At 63.7% G+C, this 15,273-nt stretch carries 18 protein-coding genes; 8 read left to right on the forward strand and 10 right to left on the reverse strand.

The genetic code is table 11. From position 1 onward, the window contains the following. Nucleotides 1–2: 2 nt before the first annotated feature. Complete coding sequence (locus tag EJ067_RS31525; protein WP_126088992.1) at nt 3–1,214, reverse strand: NADP-dependent isocitrate dehydrogenase; 1,212 nt, start codon at nt 1,212–1,214, stop codon at nt 3–5. Between the two features lie 207 nt (nt 1,215–1,421). Between EJ067_RS31525 and EJ067_RS31530 the strand changes: the two genes are divergently transcribed. From EJ067_RS31530 to EJ067_RS31545, 4 genes are all read left to right on the forward strand, one after another. After that, a complete protein-coding gene (locus EJ067_RS31530) occupies nt 1,422–2,261 on the forward strand; it encodes an RNA methyltransferase (protein ID WP_126088993.1) in 840 nt (279 codons plus the stop codon). An 80-nt stretch (nt 2,262–2,341) separates the two neighbouring features. Then, a complete protein-coding gene (locus tag EJ067_RS31535; RefSeq protein ID WP_126088994.1) occupies nt 2,342–2,944 on the forward strand; it encodes a hypothetical protein in 603 nt (200 codons plus the stop codon). A 111-nt stretch (nt 2,945–3,055) separates the two neighbouring features. Continuing rightward, nucleotides 3,056–3,856 carry a glutamate racemase gene (gene murI, locus EJ067_RS31540; protein WP_126088995.1) on the forward strand — a complete coding sequence of 267 codons (801 nt, stop codon included), beginning with the start codon at nt 3,056–3,058 and terminating at the stop codon, nt 3,854–3,856. Nucleotides 3,857–3,913: 57 nt separating this feature from the next. Continuing rightward, nucleotides 3,914–4,096, forward strand: a complete 183-nt coding sequence (locus tag EJ067_RS31545; protein WP_126088996.1) for a DUF3008 family protein — start codon at nt 3,914–3,916, stop codon at nt 4,094–4,096. A gap of 81 nt (nt 4,097–4,177) precedes the next feature. Here EJ067_RS31545 and EJ067_RS31550 read toward each other — a convergent pair whose 3' ends face one another. After that, a complete protein-coding gene (locus EJ067_RS31550; protein ID WP_126088997.1) occupies nt 4,178–4,381 on the reverse strand; it encodes a hypothetical protein in 204 nt (67 codons plus the stop codon). Between the two features lie 418 nt (nt 4,382–4,799). Between EJ067_RS31550 and rpsD the strand changes: the two genes are divergently transcribed. The 3 genes from rpsD to EJ067_RS31565 all read left to right on the forward strand — a co-directional run bounded on the left by rpsD (nt 4,800) and on the right by EJ067_RS31565 (nt 7,255). Continuing rightward, nucleotides 4,800–5,417, forward strand: a complete 618-nt coding sequence (gene rpsD, locus EJ067_RS31555; protein WP_095811030.1) for a 30S ribosomal protein S4 — start codon at nt 4,800–4,802, stop codon at nt 5,415–5,417. Nucleotides 5,418–5,526: 109 nt separating this feature from the next. After that, a complete protein-coding gene (gene ttcA / locus EJ067_RS31560; RefSeq protein WP_126088998.1) occupies nt 5,527–6,438 on the forward strand; it encodes a tRNA 2-thiocytidine(32) synthetase TtcA in 912 nt (303 codons plus the stop codon). Continuing rightward, nucleotides 6,428–7,255 (forward strand): inositol monophosphatase family protein, encoded by an 828-nt coding sequence (locus EJ067_RS31565; protein WP_126088999.1) that lies wholly within the window; start codon nt 6,428–6,430, stop codon nt 7,253–7,255. The genes ttcA and EJ067_RS31565 overlap by 11 nt, the downstream gene beginning before the upstream one ends. 16 nt (nt 7,256–7,271) lie before the next feature. On the opposite strand, the gene EJ067_RS31570 is transcribed toward EJ067_RS31565, so the two are convergent. The 6 genes from EJ067_RS31570 to EJ067_RS31595 form a co-directional block, all read right to left on the reverse strand. Next, nucleotides 7,272–8,471, reverse strand: coding sequence for a multidrug effflux MFS transporter (locus EJ067_RS31570; RefSeq protein ID WP_189510840.1), 1,200 nt, complete (start codon nt 8,469–8,471; stop codon nt 7,272–7,274). Between the two features lie 194 nt (nt 8,472–8,665). Next, nucleotides 8,666–9,001: a Grx4 family monothiol glutaredoxin gene (gene grxD, locus EJ067_RS31575; protein ID WP_066995148.1), complete on the reverse strand. Its 336-nt coding sequence runs from the start codon at nt 8,999–9,001 to the stop codon at nt 8,666–8,668. A gap of 151 nt (nt 9,002–9,152) precedes the next feature. After that, nucleotides 9,153–9,386 carry a BolA family transcriptional regulator gene (locus tag EJ067_RS31580; protein WP_126089000.1) on the reverse strand — a complete coding sequence of 78 codons (234 nt, stop codon included), beginning with the start codon at nt 9,384–9,386 and terminating at the stop codon, nt 9,153–9,155. A 112-nt stretch (nt 9,387–9,498) separates the two neighbouring features. Next, nucleotides 9,499–10,017 (reverse strand): hypothetical protein, encoded by a 519-nt coding sequence (locus EJ067_RS31585; RefSeq protein WP_126089001.1) that lies wholly within the window; start codon nt 10,015–10,017, stop codon nt 9,499–9,501. Next, nucleotides 10,014–12,245 (reverse strand): phosphoribosylformylglycinamidine synthase subunit PurL, encoded by a 2,232-nt coding sequence (purL, locus tag EJ067_RS31590; RefSeq protein WP_126089002.1) that lies wholly within the window; start codon nt 12,243–12,245, stop codon nt 10,014–10,016. Before purL ends, EJ067_RS31585 begins: the two co-directional genes overlap by 4 nt. A 144-nt stretch (nt 12,246–12,389) precedes the next feature. Next, a complete protein-coding gene (locus tag EJ067_RS31595; protein WP_126089003.1) occupies nt 12,390–13,799 on the reverse strand; it encodes a PLP-dependent aminotransferase family protein in 1,410 nt (469 codons plus the stop codon). A gap of 91 nt (nt 13,800–13,890) precedes the next feature. Here EJ067_RS31595 and EJ067_RS31600 point away from each other — a divergent pair, with 91 nt between their 5' ends. Continuing rightward, a complete protein-coding gene (locus EJ067_RS31600; RefSeq protein WP_126089819.1) occupies nt 13,891–14,139 on the forward strand; it encodes a DUF1127 domain-containing protein in 249 nt (82 codons plus the stop codon). A gap of 44 nt (nt 14,140–14,183) precedes the next feature. Here EJ067_RS31600 and EJ067_RS31605 read toward each other — a convergent pair whose 3' ends face one another. Together EJ067_RS31605 and EJ067_RS31610 are read right to left on the reverse strand one after the other, a co-directional pair. After that, nucleotides 14,184–14,813 (reverse strand): Pr6Pr family membrane protein, encoded by a 630-nt coding sequence (locus tag EJ067_RS31605; RefSeq protein WP_126089004.1) that lies wholly within the window; start codon nt 14,811–14,813, stop codon nt 14,184–14,186. Between the two features lie 7 nt (nt 14,814–14,820). Next, nucleotides 14,821–15,231 carry a hypothetical protein gene (locus EJ067_RS31610; RefSeq protein WP_126089005.1) on the reverse strand — a complete coding sequence of 137 codons (411 nt, stop codon included), beginning with the start codon at nt 15,229–15,231 and terminating at the stop codon, nt 14,821–14,823. Nucleotides 15,232–15,273 lie beyond the last annotated feature (42 nt).

The following is a 15,273-nucleotide window of genomic DNA, read 5'->3' on the forward strand; positions in this document are numbered from 1 at the left end:
TCTCACCCCATGGCCTTCTGCAGGTTCTCGTCGATCTTGTCGAGGAAGCCGGTGGTCGACAGCCAGGGCTGGTCGGGGCCGATCAGCAGCGACAGGTCCTTGGTCATGAAGCCGGCCTCGACGGTCTGGATGCAGACCTTTTCCAGCGTCTCGGCGAAGCGCTTGAGCTCAGCATTGTCGTCGAGCTTGGCGCGGTGGGCGAGGCCGCGCGTCCAGGCGAAGATCGAGGCGATCGAGTTGGTCGAGGTTTCCTCGCCCTTCTGGTGCTGGCGGTAGTGGCGGGTGACGGTGCCGTGCGCGGCTTCCGCTTCCACCGTCTTGCCGTCCGGCGTCATCAGCACCGAGGTCATCAGGCCGAGCGAGCCGAAGCCTTGCGCCACCGTGTCGGACTGCACGTCGCCGTCATAGTTCTTGCAGGCCCACACATAGCCGCCCGACCACTTCAGGCTGGAGGCCACCATGTCGTCGATCAGGCGGTGCTCGTACCAGAGTTTCTTTGCCTTGAACTCGGCCTCGAACTCCTTCTCGTAGACCTCCTGGAAGATGTCTTTGAAACGGCCGTCATAGGCCTTGAGGATGGTGTTCTTGGTCGACAGGTAGACCGGATAGTTGCGCAGCAGGCCGTAGTTCAGCGAGGCGCGGGCGAATTCGCGGATCGATTCATCCAGATTGTACATGGCCATGGCGACGCCGGAGGAGGGCGCGTCGAACACGTCGTGCTCGATGACCTGGCCGTCCTCGCCGACGAACTTGATCGTCAGCTTGCCCTTGCCGGGGAAGCGGAAATCGGTGGCGCGGTATTGATCGCCGAAGGCGTGACGGCCGACGATGATCGGCTTGGTCCAGCCCGGCACCAGGCGCGGCACGTTCTTCATGATGATCGGCTCGCGAAAGATGGTGCCGCCGAGGATGTTGCGGATGGTGCCGTTCGGCGACTTCCACATCTTCTTCAACTTGAATTCCTCGACGCGCTGCTCGTCGGGCGTGATCGTCGCGCATTTCACGCCGACGCCGTACTTCTTGATGGCGTTGGCCGAGTCGATGGTCACCTGGTCGTTGGTGGCGTCGCGGTTCTCGATGCCGAGGTCGAAATAGTCCAGCTTGATGTCGAGATAAGGATGGATCAGCTTGTCCTTGATGAACTGCCAGATGATGCGGGTCATCTCGTCGCCGTCGAGTTCGACGACCGGGTTCGCCACCTTGATCTTCGCCATGGAAAGAATGCCTCGTTGCTGGGGATCTGTACGGCCTTGCCCGCATGGTTTCGGCCGGGGTTGGGCAGCGTATATCAAAGCCTTTTTGAGCGCGCAAACCGCGATAGGCGCATCGCGGACAGGTGCTGTGCCTGTGAATGCTTCATTTTCCGGGCCGGATGTGGCAGGGGACGCCGAAACGCCGCAAACTCCGCTTACCGAGAACTCATGCCAACCGCAAACGAACCCGCCAATCCCGCCGGACCTGCGATCGTCCTCGTCGAGCCACAGCTCGGCGAGAATATCGGCATGGTCGCGCGTGCCATGGCGAATTTCGGCCTTTCGGAGCTGCGCCTTGTCAATCCGCGCGACGGCTGGCCGAGCGAGAAGGCGCGCGCGGCCGCCAGCCGCGCCGACCATGTCATCGATGCGACAAGGGTGTTCGACGACCTGCCTTCTGCGGTCGCCGACCTCAATTTCGTCTTCGCCACCACGGCGCGCGAGCGCGACGGCTTCAAGCCGGTGCGCGGCCCGGTGGAGGCGGGCAGGGCGCTCCGGGCCCGCGTTGAGGCGGGGCTGCGCACGGGGATTCTTTTCGGCCGCGAGCGTTTCGGCCTCTACAATGAAGAGGTCGGCCTCGCCGACGAGATCGTCACTTTTCCGGTCGATCCCAGCTTCTCCTCGCTCAACATCGCGCAGGCCGTGCTGTTGATGTCCTATGAATGGATGAAGTCGGGCCTCGCCGAAGAAACCGCGACCAACTTTTCCGGACCGGAGCTCGTTCCGGCGACCAAGGAACAATTGCACAGCCTGTTCACCTACCTCGAAGGGGCGCTCGAGGCGCGCGGCTATTTCCGTCCTGAAGAGAAGAAGCCGAAGATGGTCGACAATCTGCGCGCCGTGCTGACGCGGGCGGGTTTTGCCGAGCCGGAGCTCAAGGTGCTGCGCGGCATCATCTCGTCGCTCGACAGGTTTTCTCCGGCAATGCCGCGAGGCGATGGCTCACCGGGAGACGATCCGAGGCGGCCGCCGGCCGCGCGCGGACGACCGGCGGACAAAGAAAGTTAAAATCTGTAAGACCCGATCCTCCAAAGTAACCGAATATTATGCGGTTTTGATCCATCGTTATTGAAACGGTGGGGTAGAAAATGTTCACGTCCAATATTGGCCGTCTGCGTTTCTTCTTCTATTCGCTGGGCCTGTTCATAGCGGAGGCGGTGGCGATCGTGCTCTGCATTGCCGCAACGATCGGCTTCGCGGGATTGATCAATTCGATGCCGGGGCCTTCACGGCAAGGTCTGGTCGGCGCCGCGCTTATTGTGTCGCTCATTTTCGTCGCGCTGCGCGGCAACATCGCCTGGCGCCGCAGCCGCGACGCCAATGGTTCGCGCTGGATCCTTTGGTCCTACATCGTCTTTTCCGCCATCTATGGCTTCCTGCAGGCCGGCACGCTTTTGGTGATCGATTTCGGCAATCCCGAGAGCGCGCCCGGCGGGCTGAACCTGCTCGGTCTTGCCATATTCGGCCTGTGGTGCACGATCCTGTGGGCGAAGCCTGTCGCGGGCAGCAATATCAATGAGTTGACCGAGGTTTTCGACTTTGAAGGTTCATCGCCGGCGCCGGTGCCAACGCGCGCTGATCGGACCGCCGCAGGCGCATCGGCTCCTCGCAGCGCCGCGCCAGCAGTGCGGCCGGCGCCGCAGCCGTTTGGCCGGCCGCGGCCCGCCGGCTTCGGCAAGCGCGGGCTCTGAGCTGACTTGCGCAAAAGCTGCTGGCGTTTGCCACTTCAAGACCATGATCGTTCAGGATAGAAGCGCCGTTGGCCAAATCATGGCTCAGCTTCTTCCTGTGGTCGCATGACAATGAACGATCGATCAAGCCAGCGCCCGATCCTGATGTTCGATTCCGGCGTCGGCGGCCTGACCGTGCTGCGCGAGGCGCGCGTGCTGATGCCCGACCGCCGCTTCGTCTATGTCGCGGACGACGCGGCCTTCCCTTATGGCGCTTGGGAGGAACCGGCGCTCAAGGACCATATACTGGCCTTGTTCGGCAAATTGCTCGACCGCCTCCAGCCGGCGATTTCGGTGATCGCCTGCAACACCGCTTCGACCCTGGTGATCGATGCGCTGCGCGAAAAGTTCCCCGGACATCCCTTCGTCGGCACCGTGCCGGCGATCAAGCCGGCGGCGGAGCGCACACGTTCCGGCCTTGTGTCGGTGCTGGCGACGCCGGGCACGGTCAAGCGCCAGTACACGCGCGACCTGATCAGCAAATGGGCGCAGAAATGCCATGTCCGCCTGGTCGGCAGCGACAGGCTTGCCGGACTGGCCGAGATCTACATGCGCGAGGGCTTTGTCGACGAGGAGGCCGTGCGCGCCGAGATCGCGCCCTGCTTCATGGAGCGCGACGGGCAGCGCACCGACATCGTGGTGCTTGCCTGCACGCACTATCCGTTCCTGGCCAACCGCATGCGCAAGACGGCGCCCTGGCCGGTCGACTGGATCGATCCGGCGGAAGCGATTGCGCGCCGGGCGATGTCGCTGCTCGAACCTGTCGGCGCGCCGTGCGGCGAAAGCGAGCCAGACATCGCCGTCTTCACCTCCGGCAAGGCGGATTTCGCCACGCGGCGGCTTATCCAGGGCTTCGGCTTGACCGCAGGCTAGCGTTGGAACTGCCCGCGCCAGAGCCGCGTTTCTCCTTAGAGCAAAGGAGGAACCACCATGCCTGCCACATCGCAAGCCCAGCAAAAGGCCGCAGGCGCGGCACTTGCGGCCAAGCGCGGCGAGATCAAGAAAAGCGAACTCAAGGGCGCATCGCGCGAAATGTATGAATCGATGAGCGAGGCGCAACTCGAGGAATTCGCCGAAACCAAGCGCAAGGGCCTGCCCAACAAGAAGTCATGAGCGCCAGGTCGGGCCGGCACCGGATACAAAAAGCCCGCAGGTTGACCGCGGGCTTCGGCATTTCTGGCTCAAGCAACCGACTTACCGGCGCCACCAGCAGTGCCGCACCTTGTAACGGATGACGTGCCGGTGGCCGTGCCGCCAGACGACTCTTTTCTTCACCACGACGCGGCAGAGCTGTGTATGGCCGTGCCAGTGCCTTGCCATGGCCGGCTCCGGCATCATGACCGCTATCGACCCGGCCAACAGCGCGGCTCCGGTCAAGGTAAGGAAGAACTTCTTCATGGGAATTCGGACTCCTCTGCTCCAGTCCCTTCATCAAATGTCAGGGCAAGCTCACGTGCAAACTGGTTGCACCCCGCCCCGATGCCGTCGGCGTCCGCCACATCCGGCACCGCAATGCAACGCAGGATGGTATAGAGTCGCCCGGTGCCTCGCCAGTCCAAGCTTGACACCGGTTAAATCTCTCTTTAACAGGCGCTCCAACACCGGGTGGCGACGCCCGGTGGTTTCTTTTGCATGGGCGAGACCTCACCGGAAGCCAGTCTGTCGGCGGTCTTGTTCGAACTGACGTGTCCCGTGGGTTTTCCGTCGCGTTGCGTGGAAAACCCTGTCAGGCCTCGAAAACGGAGGCCAGAGGAGGGCGCGTTTCCTTCACCCGGAGCCATGGGGTTTCGGGTATATCGTTTTGAAAGGGAATGCGATGAGCAAGCGCGAATCCGCGAAATACAAGATCGACCGCCGTCTTGGCGAAAACATCTGGGGCCGCCCGAAGTCCCCGGTCAACAAGCGTGAATACGGCCCGGGCCAGCACGGCCAGCGCCGCAAGGGCAAGCTTTCCGACTTCGGCCTGCAGCTGCGCGCCAAGCAGAAGCTGAAGGGCCACTATGGCGACGTTTCGGAAAAGCAGTTCCGCAAGGTCTATGAAGAGGCCAACCGCCGCAAGGGCGATACTTCCGAGAACCTGATCGGCCTGCTGGAGTCGCGCCTCGACGCGATCGTCTATCGCGCCAAGTTCGTGCCGACCATCTTCGCGGCCCGCCAGTTCGTCAACCACGGCCACGTCAACGTCAACGGCAAGCGCACAAATATCGGCTCGTACCGCTGCAAGCCGGGCGACGTCATCGAGGTGCGCGAGAAGTCGAAGCAGCTCGTCATCGTGCTGGAATCGGTTGGTCTGGCCGAGCGCGACGTGCCGGACTATATCGAGGCCGATCACAACAAGATGACCGCGACCTACAGCCGCGTTCCCGGCCTGGCGGACGTGCCGTTCGCCGTCCAGATGGAACCGAACCTGGTCGTCGAATTCTATTCGCGCTGATCGAAGCCGATCAGCGACACCAGTCAAGGCCGCCTCTCGAGGCGGCCTTTTCTTTGCTGCCCATGTCCGCTAATCCGGACGGCATCAGAGACTGTGGGGCGCCAGCGCCATGAATATGCTGCCAGATACCAAATCACTTGGCGTCAAATCGCCTGAACCGATCGCCGACGAAGAAGAGGGCGGGTTTCATCCGCTGTTTTGCGATGTGCCGTCCTCGGTCGAGTTCAACAAGCTGCGCAAGCGGCTTTTGAGGCTCACCCGCCAGGCGATCGAGGATTTCACCATGGTGAAGCCCGGCGAGCGCTGGCTGGTGGCGCTCTCTGGCGGCAAGGATTCCTACGGCCTGCTCGCCTTGCTGCTTGACCTCAAATGGCGTGGGCTGCTGCCGGTCGACCTGCTCGCCTGCAACCTCGACCAGGGCCAGCCGAATTTTCCAAAGCATATCCTGCCTGACTATCTCAGCGCCAACGGCATTGCGCACCGCATCGAATACCAGGACACCTATTCGGTGGTCACCGAAAAGCTGCCCGAGGGCAGCACCTATTGCTCGCTCTGCTCGCGGCTGAGGCGCGGCCATCTCTACCGCATCGCGCGCGAGGAGGGGTGCTCGGCCCTGGTGCTCGGCCACCACCGCGAGGACATACTCGAAACCTTCTTCATGAACCTCTTCCATGGCGGGCGTCTCGCGGCCATGCCGCCCAAGCTGATCAACGACGAGGGCGACGTCATGGTGCTGCGCCCGCTTGCCTATTGCGCCGAGGTGGATCTCGAGAAGTTCGCCGGCGCCATGAAGTTTCCGATCATCCCCTGCGACCTCTGCGGCAGCCAGGAAGGGCTGCAGCGCAACGCCATGAAGGCGATGCTCGACGACATCGAGAAGCGCATGCCGGGCCGCAAGGACACGATGATCCGCGCCATGACCAATGTGCGGCCCTCGCACCTGCTTGACCGAAAACTGTTCGACTTCGCCGCGCTCGATGCGCGCCTCACCTCAGGGCAAGACATTTCCGATGACATTTGACGACCGCGCGATCGACTGGCTGGCCGACCTTCTCGCCGATGCAGCCAGGGCTGAAATCATGCCGCGCTTCCGCCGGCTGGGTGAAGGCGACGTCCGCCAGAAGACTTCCGCTGCCGATCTGGTGACCGAGGCGGACGTCAATGCCGAAAGACTGATCACCGCCAGGCTGCGCGAGCGTTACCCTTCGGCGATGATCGTCGGCGAGGAGGCCTGCTCCGACAACCCGGCGCTGCTTGGCGGCCTCGACGATGCCGAGCTCGCCTTCGTCATCGATCCAGTCGACGGCACCTTCAACTTCGCTTCCGGCGTGCCGCTCTTCGGCGTCATGCTGGGCGTCGTCGTCGAAGGCGAGACGGTTGCCGGCATCATCCACGATCCGGTCGGCAAGGACTGGCTGATCGGCGCCAAGGGGGCCGGCAGCCATATCCGCCATGCGCATGGCGCGCTGGAGAAGGTGCGGGTCGCCGAGCCGGTACCGATCTCTGAGATGACCGGCGCGGTCTCGTGGCAATATCTGAAGGAGCCGGAGCGCTCGCGGCTCGCGCGCAACCAGACCAAGGCGCTGTCGCAGTTCGGCTACCGCTGCGCGGCGCACGAATACCGGCTCCTGGCCAATGGCTATGCGCATTTCGTCGTCTACAACAAGCTGATGCCGTGGGATCACCTCGCGGGTGTGCTGATCCATCAGGAAGCCGGCGGCCACGCCGCCCGCATCGACGGCGATCCCTATCTGCCGTCGCATGTCGATGGCGGGCTGCTCGTAGCGCCGGACAAGAACAGCTGGGACGAGCTGCGGCGAGAACTCTGGGCGGAGTAGACCGGCCTTCCTTGCGTCAGACAGGCGGATTGTGCGGTTGGAACAGCCGTCCGCGCTCGGCGATCAGGATCATCAGCAGGGCCGCGACCGAGACGCTGCAGAAGCCGGCGGCCAATGGCGTGACCGTGCCATTGTAGGCTTGGCCTATCAGCGTGCCGAGGAGACCGCCGAGAAAGGTCTGCATGAAGCCGAGTATGGAGGAGGCCGTGCCGGCAAGCTCGCCCAGCGGCTCCATCGCGAGCGCGTTGAAATTCGCGCCGAGGCAGCCGAACGGCACCATGGCGCCGGCGAAGAAGGCGATGAACAGCCAGAGCGGCATCTGCATTTCGAGTGAAACGACGAGCCAGATCAGGCTGATGCCGAGGAACAGGAGCAGCGCGCTTTGCGACAGGCGACGCATGCCGATCTTGCCGACGAGCCGCGCGTTGAGGAAGTTCGAGAAGGCGAGCACGCCGGCGACGCCGGCGAAGATCAGCGGGAACAGCTCGCCGACGTGGAAGACTTCGAGATAGATCTGTTGCGCCGAATTGATGAAGCCGAACATCGCGCCGAAGATGAAGGTGCTGGCGAAAGCGTAGCAAAGCGCGATGCGGTTGGTGAGCACGATGCGGAAGCCGCCGACGACCGCGTTGACCGTCAGTGGCCGGCGGTATTCCGGATGCAGCGTCTCCGGCAGCCGCAGCAGCGACCATGTCGACACGATCAGCGCACCGACGGCCATGGTGACGAAGATCCAGTGCCAGGTCGCGAACAGCATGATGAACTGACCGATGCCGGGCGCGACGACCGGGATCGCCATGAACACCATGAAGATCAGCGACATAACCTCGGCCATGCGGCGGCCCTCGAAGGTGTCGCGCACGATCGAAACGGCGATGACGCGCGTTGCCGCCGCGCCAATGCCTTGAACGACGCGGCAGGCGAGCAGGATTGCGAAGGTTGGAGCCACGGCAGCGGCAGCCACTGCCGCGACGTAGATGATCAGGCCGACCACCAGCGGCGCACGACGGCCGAAACGATCGGAGACCGGCCCGAAGAAGAGCTGACCGGTGCCGAAGCCGAGAATGTAGGCGGTGATGACGTACTGGCGATGGTTTTCGTTCTCGACGCCGAGCGAGGCGCCGATCTGCTGCAGCGCCGGCAGCATGATGTCGATGGCGAGCGAATTGAGCGCCATCAGCGCCGCGCAGAGCGCAATGAATTCCCAGCGCGGAATAGGCAAGCTCTTTGCCGATTGCTGCGCCACTACCTGCTTGTCCACGGCAAAATCCGATCATTCAAACGAATGTGCGCCGGTTGACCGGCGCATCGCTTCGTCCCGCTCCCGTGCCAGGGAACTATAGTGCCGAGGTGGGGGCAGCCCCGGATTTCACAGCGCAGCCGGCTGCTCCGGCCGGCGCGGACTCAAAATCAGGCGGCGCCTTTGACGCTGACGCCCTTTTCGACCAGGAAATCCTGTAGCTCGCCGGCCTGGAACATCTCGCGCACGATGTCGCAACCGCCGACGAACTCGCCCTTGACGTAGAGCTGCGGGATGGTCGGCCAGTTGGAATAATCCTTGATGCCCTGGCGCAGTTCGGCAGAGGTCAGCACGTTCACGCCTTTGTAGTCGACCCCGACATAGTCGAGGATCTGCACCACCTGGCCGGAAAACCCGCATTGCGGGAAACCGGGCGTGCCCTTCATGAAGAGCACCACGTCGTTGCTCTTCACTTCGCTGTCGATGTAGTCGTTGATGCCACTCATGGGGAATCCTTTCACGCCTGTGGGAGTCAGGCTCGAAGCATGTCCATCAAATAAACCCATAGGTTGGCTGAAACAAGACGTTGGCCATGGCGTCATCGTGATGGCGCAAGGAATGGTGCGTTTTGGGCCAAGCCTGAGTGGCGAATAGGGCTCAGTCCGGAACGCTGGTCTGCAGGGCAAGCGCATGCAGCACGCCGCCCATATTGCCCTTCAGCGCGTCATAGACCATCTGGTGCTGCTGCACCCGGCTTTTGCCGCGGAAGCTCTCGGCCACCACTTCAGCCGCGTAATGGTCGCCGTCGCCGGCCAGATCGCGAATCGTCACCTTGGCGTCCGGAATGCCTTCCTTGATCAGCCGTTCGATTTCGCGCGCGTCCATTGCCATGACAAAAATCCTGTTTCGAGCGGGGGAGCGGTGCAGCCCGTGCGATGAGAGTCGGGATAAAGGTAGTGCCTTTCCGCTCCGGATTGAAGCGGTTCCGTCCATGGCTGAAGGCTCATGGGGCATTCTGATCCGGATGAGCCGCATCGTCGGCGTCCTCGCGCGTCGAGTAGGCGCGGCCGAGGCTGAAGGTCAGAACATAGAGCGGGACGTTGATCACGAAACTGACGATGGGCAGATAGCTGGTCATCTGCCAGGCCGGCGAGAAAAACGACTGGCCGTAGCCGTCGCAGACGAGCGAGTAGCCATAAGCCCATAGCGCTCCGAGCACAACGGTTACGGCAAAGAGCTTGACGCAGGTGACGATATGCCTTGCCCGTGCCGGGTCCGGCAAAAGCCGCTCCCAGAGGACCAGGCACAGGATCGGAACCGCGTAGACGAGGTTCTGAACGGCCAGCATCGGAAGGGCGGCGTTGGCCGCGGTAAGGAATTCGACCCGCGTTTCGAGCCGCGGACAGACCTCGCTCGAGGTCGTCGACAGAAGCAGAAAGATGAACGGCCCGAGAAACCAGAAGAAGAACAGCGATGGCCAGAAGACAGCTGCGAGCAGCGCCCGGACCGCCAGCCTGGTCAAACGGCCTGATCCATGAAGCGCGGGAACCAGCCCTCATGGGCTGCCGTCAATTCACTGACCGCTATGGCCCTCGTTTCGCCGAGTTTCAGCGCATTGCCGCCGGTGGTGCCGATCCACGGCGCGAAGATGCCGAGCCTGCCTTGCTCCTCGCGGATCCTGTCCCACTCGCCGCATTGCGGATCGATCGAGAGCGTCAGCAGGTAGCGGCCCTGGTCCTCGCCGAACCAGACCGGGATCGGGTCGGTGCCGGTAAGGCCGGGAATGGTGGCGCCGATGCCGGATGCCATCGCCATTTCGGCCAGCGCCACCGCAAGGCCGCCGTCCGAGACGTCATGCGCCGATGTCACGATGCCGGAAGCAATCAGCGCGCGCACATGGTCGCCGACGCGCTTTTCATGGTCGAGGTCGACGGGCGGCGGCGGACCGTCGGCGCGGCCGTGGATGTCGCGCATATAGACGGACTGGCCGAGATGGCTGCCCCAGCTCGGCGGCGCGCCGACCAGCACGATCATCTGGCCCTCGGCGGCGAAGCCGATGCGGGCCATTTTCGACCAGTCGGCGATCAGGCCGACGCCGCCGATGGTCGGCGTCGGCAGGATGCCGCGGCCGTTGGTTTCGTTGTAGAGCGAGACGTTGCCGGAGACGATCGGGAAGCCGAGCGCACGGCAGGCGTCGCCGATGCCTTTTACGGCACCGACAAACTGGCCCATGATTTCCGGCCGTTCCGGATTGCCGAAATTGAGATTGTCGGTGGCGGCAAGCGGCAAGGCGCCCGTCGCCGTCAGGTTGCGCCAGCATTCGGCCACCGCCTGCTTGCCGCCCTCATACGGGTCGGCCTCGCAATAGCGCGGCGTGACGTCGGAGGAGAAGGCGAGCGCCTTGGTCGGATGACCATCGATGCGCACCACGCCGGCATCGCCGCCCGGAAGCTGCAGCGAATTGCCCTGGATCAGCGTGTCGTACTGCTCCCACACCCAGCGGCGCGAGGAGAGGTCCGGGCCGCCGAGCATCTTCAGCAGCGCATCCGCGACATCGGCCTTCGGCGCATCGCTGGGCGCGAGCGGCGCCGGCTTCGTCGCCTCGACCCACGGACGGTCATATTCCGGCGCCTGGTCGCCCAGCTCCTTGATCGGCAAATTGGCGACCTCGTCGCCCTGGTGCAGCACGCGGAAGCGCAGGTCGTCGGTGGTCTTGCCGACGATGGCGAAGTCGAGACCCCATTTGCGGAAGATCGCCTCGGCCTCCTCCTCCTTCTCGGGGCGCAGCACCATCAGCATGCGCTCCTGGCTTTCCGACAGCATCATCTCATAGGCGCTCATGCGCTCCTCGCGCACCGGCACCCTGTCGAGGTCGAGCTCGATGCCCAGATCGCCCTTGGCGCCCATCTCGACCGCCGAGCAGGTGAGGCCGGCGGCGCCCATATCCTGGATGGCGATGACGGCGCCCGAGGCCATGAGCTCGAGGCAGGCCTCCAGCAGGCATTTTTCGGTGAAGGGATCGCCGACCTGCACGGTCGGCCGCTTCTCCTCGATCTTGTCGTCGAATTCGGCCGAGGCCATGGTGGCGCCGCCGACGCCGTCGCGCCCAGTCTTGGCGCCGAGATAGACGACCGGCAGGCCGACGCCCTTGGCCTGCGACAGGAAGATGGCGTTGGTCTTGGCAAGGCCGGCCGCGAAGGCGTTGACAAGGATGTTGCCGTTGTAACGCGGATCGAAATTGACCTCGCCGCCGACGGTCGGCACGCCGAAGGAATTGCCGTAGCCGCCGATGCCCGAAACGACGCCGGCGACGAGATGCCGGGTTTTCGGATGGTCCGGCTCGCCGAAGCGGAGCGCGTTCATCGCCGCGACCGGCCGCGCGCCCATGGTGAAGACGTCGCGCAGGATGCCGCCGACGCCGGTCGCGGCTCCCTGATAGGGTTCGATGTAGGACGGGTGGTTGTGGCTCTCCATCTTGAAGACGACGCAGTCGCCGTCACCGATATCGACCACGCCGGCATTCTCGCCCGGTCCCTGGATAACCTGCGGGCCGCTGGTGGGCAGCGTGCGCAGCCATTTCTTGGAAGACTTGTAGGAGCAGTGCTCGTTCCACATCGCCGAGAAGATGCCGAGTTCGGTGAAGCTCGGCTCGCGCCCGACCAGGTCGAGGATGCGCTGATATTCGTCGGGCTTCAGCCCATGCGCGGCGACGAGCTCGGGGGTGATCGGCACGGAATTGGAAATGGTCATGAGCGGCGATTTGTGTCCGTGGGAGAGGGGATTTTTCGAGTCTCCTCTTATCGCAAGCTTTCGCGCGATACACCCCATCGGATGACGAAAAACGCCGGAAAGCTGCCGTGCCGGCGCCTGCTCGGCCGGCGGCGCGCCGGGCGGTCAGGAAAAACTGTCGTAGCCGGCGCGGCCCTCGTCGAGTAGGCGGCGGATGACCGCGACGCCGCTGGCCACCTCCTTGCTTTGCCTGGGCTGCGATACGCCGAAGCGTACGCCGTGGAAGACCTGCTCGGAACGCCCGGCCTTGAACTCGTCCTCGTCGTCGATGAGCACGCCGTGTTCGAGGCAGGCGTTCTTGAAGGTGCCGGAGAGCCAGGGATCCGGCAAGGTCAGCCAGACAAAGGGGACATTGTCCCTTGCCCTGAAGTTGAAGCCCGCCAGCATATCCCGCACTATGGCGGTGCGCGCCTGGATTTCGGCGATGCAGCGCTTGCGGATTTCGCCGGCCTGACCGGACATCACCAGCCTGGTGCCGACCTCCGCCAGCAAGAAGGGCAGACCCCCGGTTGTCATCCTGTGCGCGACGCGGATACGATGGCGATAGGCCGGCGGGCAGGCGAGCCAGCCGCCGCGCACGCCCGCCGCGACAGACTTTGACAGGCCGCCGGCGACGATGGTTCTTTCGGGCGCGTATTCGGCAAGCAGCGGCGTCGGGTCGTCCGTCAGGTCGCCGTAAAGATCGTCCTCGATCAGCACGACATTGTACTCGCGCGCGATGCGCGCGATCGCCTGTCGCCGCGCCTCTGGCATGGTCACCAAAGTCGGATTCTTCGCCGTCGGCATCACGAACATCATCTTCGGGTGCTTCTGCGCGCAGACGCGCTCGAAATCCTCCGGGTCGATGCCCTCATCGTCCGACGAGACCAGCGCTGTGCGGCGCCCGATCAGGCCGGCGCTGCGCGAAATCTGCGAATAAGTGAGGTGCTCGAAAACGACGTAGTCGCCGGGGGTGGTCAGCGCCGCGACCGCCGCTATGACGGCCGCATGGGTGCCCAGCGTCGGCACGATGGAATCGGATGAGGGACGGAAGGAGTTGCGCGACAGCCAGCGGCTGCCGGCTTCGTACCAGCGTTCGGGGAAATCGCGGGTGTAGCTCGAAATGTCGTGCGGATGTTCCTGCGCGGTGCGCGCCAGCAAGTCCGCGATGACGGCACCCTGGCCGACATCGGGCGCGGCGGTGCTGTCGAAGCGCAGCTTGCCCGTCGGCACGTCGATGGGACGCGTTCCCTGGACAGCGGGCTCGATTTCGGCTTTCGGGGTCTCTGCGCGCTGCGCCAGCACATAGGTACCGCGCCCGACCTCGCCGCTCACCAGACCGCGTTCACGCAGGAGCTGATAGGCCCGGCCGATCGTGCCGACAGTGGTGCCGATGTCGTAGGCGAGATCGCGCTGCGGCGGCAGTTTTGAACCGGCATCGATGACGCCCTTGTCGATATCTGACTCAATGCTGTCAGCAAGGCGCTGATAGAGGGGTCCAGAGCCGGAGGAGAGATCGGGGAGCCAATTTGTCATGGTGACAATTTTTTATATTGCACCGCGCGATGAGTCAATCCATATCGATCTCGCGATTGCTAAGGTACAATCGAAACAAGGTAGGACGAAAATGGATACAATCGAGACAATTCGCTATGCCGGCCCGGAATTTCGCTCGCAGGCCGGTTCTGTGGTCCGTGGTGGCTTCGTGGGTCGGCTGGTGCTTATGATCCGTTCCGTCGCCAAGCAGATCGACCGCATTCTGCAGCGTCGGCGTGGCCGCCTTGCGCTCCTGGAGATGACCGACGAGCAGCTCAAGGACATCGGCATCTCGCGCTGCGACGCCCATCGCGAAGGCATCAGGCCGTTCTGGGACTGAGCCTTTCCTGTGCGATCAAGGTTAGCTGTATCGGGGTATGTGGGCTACTTCCGCAGACGGCCGATGCCGTGGTCGGCAAACACGGCGAGCACGCAAAGGCCGAGAAACAATGCGGTGATGGCCAGCGCCGAAACGGCGACATCGGCCGCCCCGTTCTTCGCCACGTCTAGGAACGGGTAGGGCACTTCGCCGGCGAATGGCGCCCGTATCAGCGCATAGGCGAGATAGGCGAGCGGGTAGATCATCCACCAGGAAATGTCGCGCCAGCGCGTGCTGCCGTCAGCGCTTGCGATCAGCCACCACAGCACGAAGATCAGCGGCGCCACATAGTGCAACAGCACGTCGCAGATGAAGAACAGCCCTTCCGGCGCCCAAAGGCGCGCGAGCACCGTTGCATACACGATGAAGACCAACGTCATGGCGACCGCGACTCCCGCCCGCATGCGCTTCCCGGCAAAGGCCGGGAACCAGGCGTAGCCGGCGGGCGAGACCAGCGATGCGTGCACCAGTACCGCTGCGACGTTGGTCAGGATGGTGAAGAAGCTGAAATAGAACACGATCGAGCCGAGCAGGCCGCGGCCTGCCGCCATCGACGCCGGGATGGTGATCGCGAACTGCAGAACGAGCCCTATCAGCCCGGCAACCAGTCCCGCGATTTGCAGGAACCGGCCCATCAAAGGCTCAAGCGGCAGCGGTGCAGGACGGATTGCCGGCCTGCCAGCGGGCGATGTCGGAGCCGATGCGCGCGCCGAGCGGTTTGGCCATTAGCGGCCCGAACACGTCCACCTTGCTGGAATTGCCTTGCGCCTGCACGACCAGCAGCGGCTTGCCGCCATAGTGCTTGGCCGGCACCAGCAGGAAACGCGGCGTGCCGCTGTAGGAGTTGAGCTCGTTCGCCATCTGGTAGGCCTTGAAGGCCGGGTCCTTGCTGGCGATCCAGCATTTATGCGCCGCGATCGCCACTTGCTCCATGGCAAGCAGCGAGGCGCTCTTGCCTGCGGGCACCGATGTGGTCTTCGAGCCGGACTGGCAGGATGTCAGTGCAACCCCGGCGGCAGCCACGAGAGCAAGCCGAGCAATCGTCAGTCTCATACAGTCCGCCCCCGCGTTTTGAAAGGAAATGTCTAGAAATGG

Source organism: Mesorhizobium sp. M1D.F.Ca.ET.043.01.1.1 (genome assembly GCF_003952385.1).
Classification (GTDB): domain Bacteria; phylum Pseudomonadota; class Alphaproteobacteria; order Rhizobiales; family Rhizobiaceae; genus Mesorhizobium.

Excerpts from the sequence above, each read along its gene's own strand:
- EJ067_RS31525 (WP_126088992.1), bottom strand. The coding sequence starts at position 1,214 with ATGGCGAAGATCAAGGTGGCGAACCCGGTCGTCGAACTCGACGGCGAC.
- EJ067_RS31530 (WP_126088993.1), top strand. The coding sequence starts at position 1,422 with ATGCCAACCGCAAACGAACCCGCCAATCCCGCCGGACCTGCGATCGTC.
- EJ067_RS31535 (WP_126088994.1), top strand. The coding sequence starts at position 2,342 with ATGTTCACGTCCAATATTGGCCGTCTGCGTTTCTTCTTCTATTCGCTG.
- murI (WP_126088995.1), top strand. The coding sequence starts at position 3,056 with ATGAACGATCGATCAAGCCAGCGCCCGATCCTGATGTTCGATTCCGGC.
- EJ067_RS31545 (WP_126088996.1), top strand. The coding sequence starts at position 3,914 with ATGCCTGCCACATCGCAAGCCCAGCAAAAGGCCGCAGGCGCGGCACTT.
- EJ067_RS31550 (WP_126088997.1), bottom strand. The coding sequence starts at position 4,381 with ATGAAGAAGTTCTTCCTTACCTTGACCGGAGCCGCGCTGTTGGCCGGG.
- rpsD (WP_095811030.1), top strand. The coding sequence starts at position 4,800 with ATGAGCAAGCGCGAATCCGCGAAATACAAGATCGACCGCCGTCTTGGC.
- ttcA (WP_126088998.1), top strand. The coding sequence starts at position 5,527 with ATGAATATGCTGCCAGATACCAAATCACTTGGCGTCAAATCGCCTGAA.
- EJ067_RS31565 (WP_126088999.1), top strand. The coding sequence starts at position 6,428 with ATGACATTTGACGACCGCGCGATCGACTGGCTGGCCGACCTTCTCGCC.
- grxD (WP_066995148.1), bottom strand. The coding sequence starts at position 9,001 with ATGAGTGGCATCAACGACTACATCGACAGCGAAGTGAAGAGCAACGAC.
- EJ067_RS31580 (WP_126089000.1), bottom strand. The coding sequence starts at position 9,386 with ATGGCAATGGACGCGCGCGAAATCGAACGGCTGATCAAGGAAGGCATT.
- purL (WP_126089002.1), bottom strand. The coding sequence starts at position 12,245 with ATGACCATTTCCAATTCCGTGCCGATCACCCCCGAGCTCGTCGCCGCG.
- EJ067_RS31595 (WP_126089003.1), bottom strand. The coding sequence starts at position 13,799 with ATGACAAATTGGCTCCCCGATCTCTCCTCCGGCTCTGGACCCCTCTAT.
- EJ067_RS31600 (WP_126089819.1), top strand. The coding sequence starts at position 13,891 with ATGGATACAATCGAGACAATTCGCTATGCCGGCCCGGAATTTCGCTCG.
- EJ067_RS31605 (WP_126089004.1), bottom strand. The coding sequence starts at position 14,813 with ATGGGCCGGTTCCTGCAAATCGCGGGACTGGTTGCCGGGCTGATAGGG.
- EJ067_RS31610 (WP_126089005.1), bottom strand. The coding sequence starts at position 15,231 with ATGAGACTGACGATTGCTCGGCTTGCTCTCGTGGCTGCCGCCGGGGTT.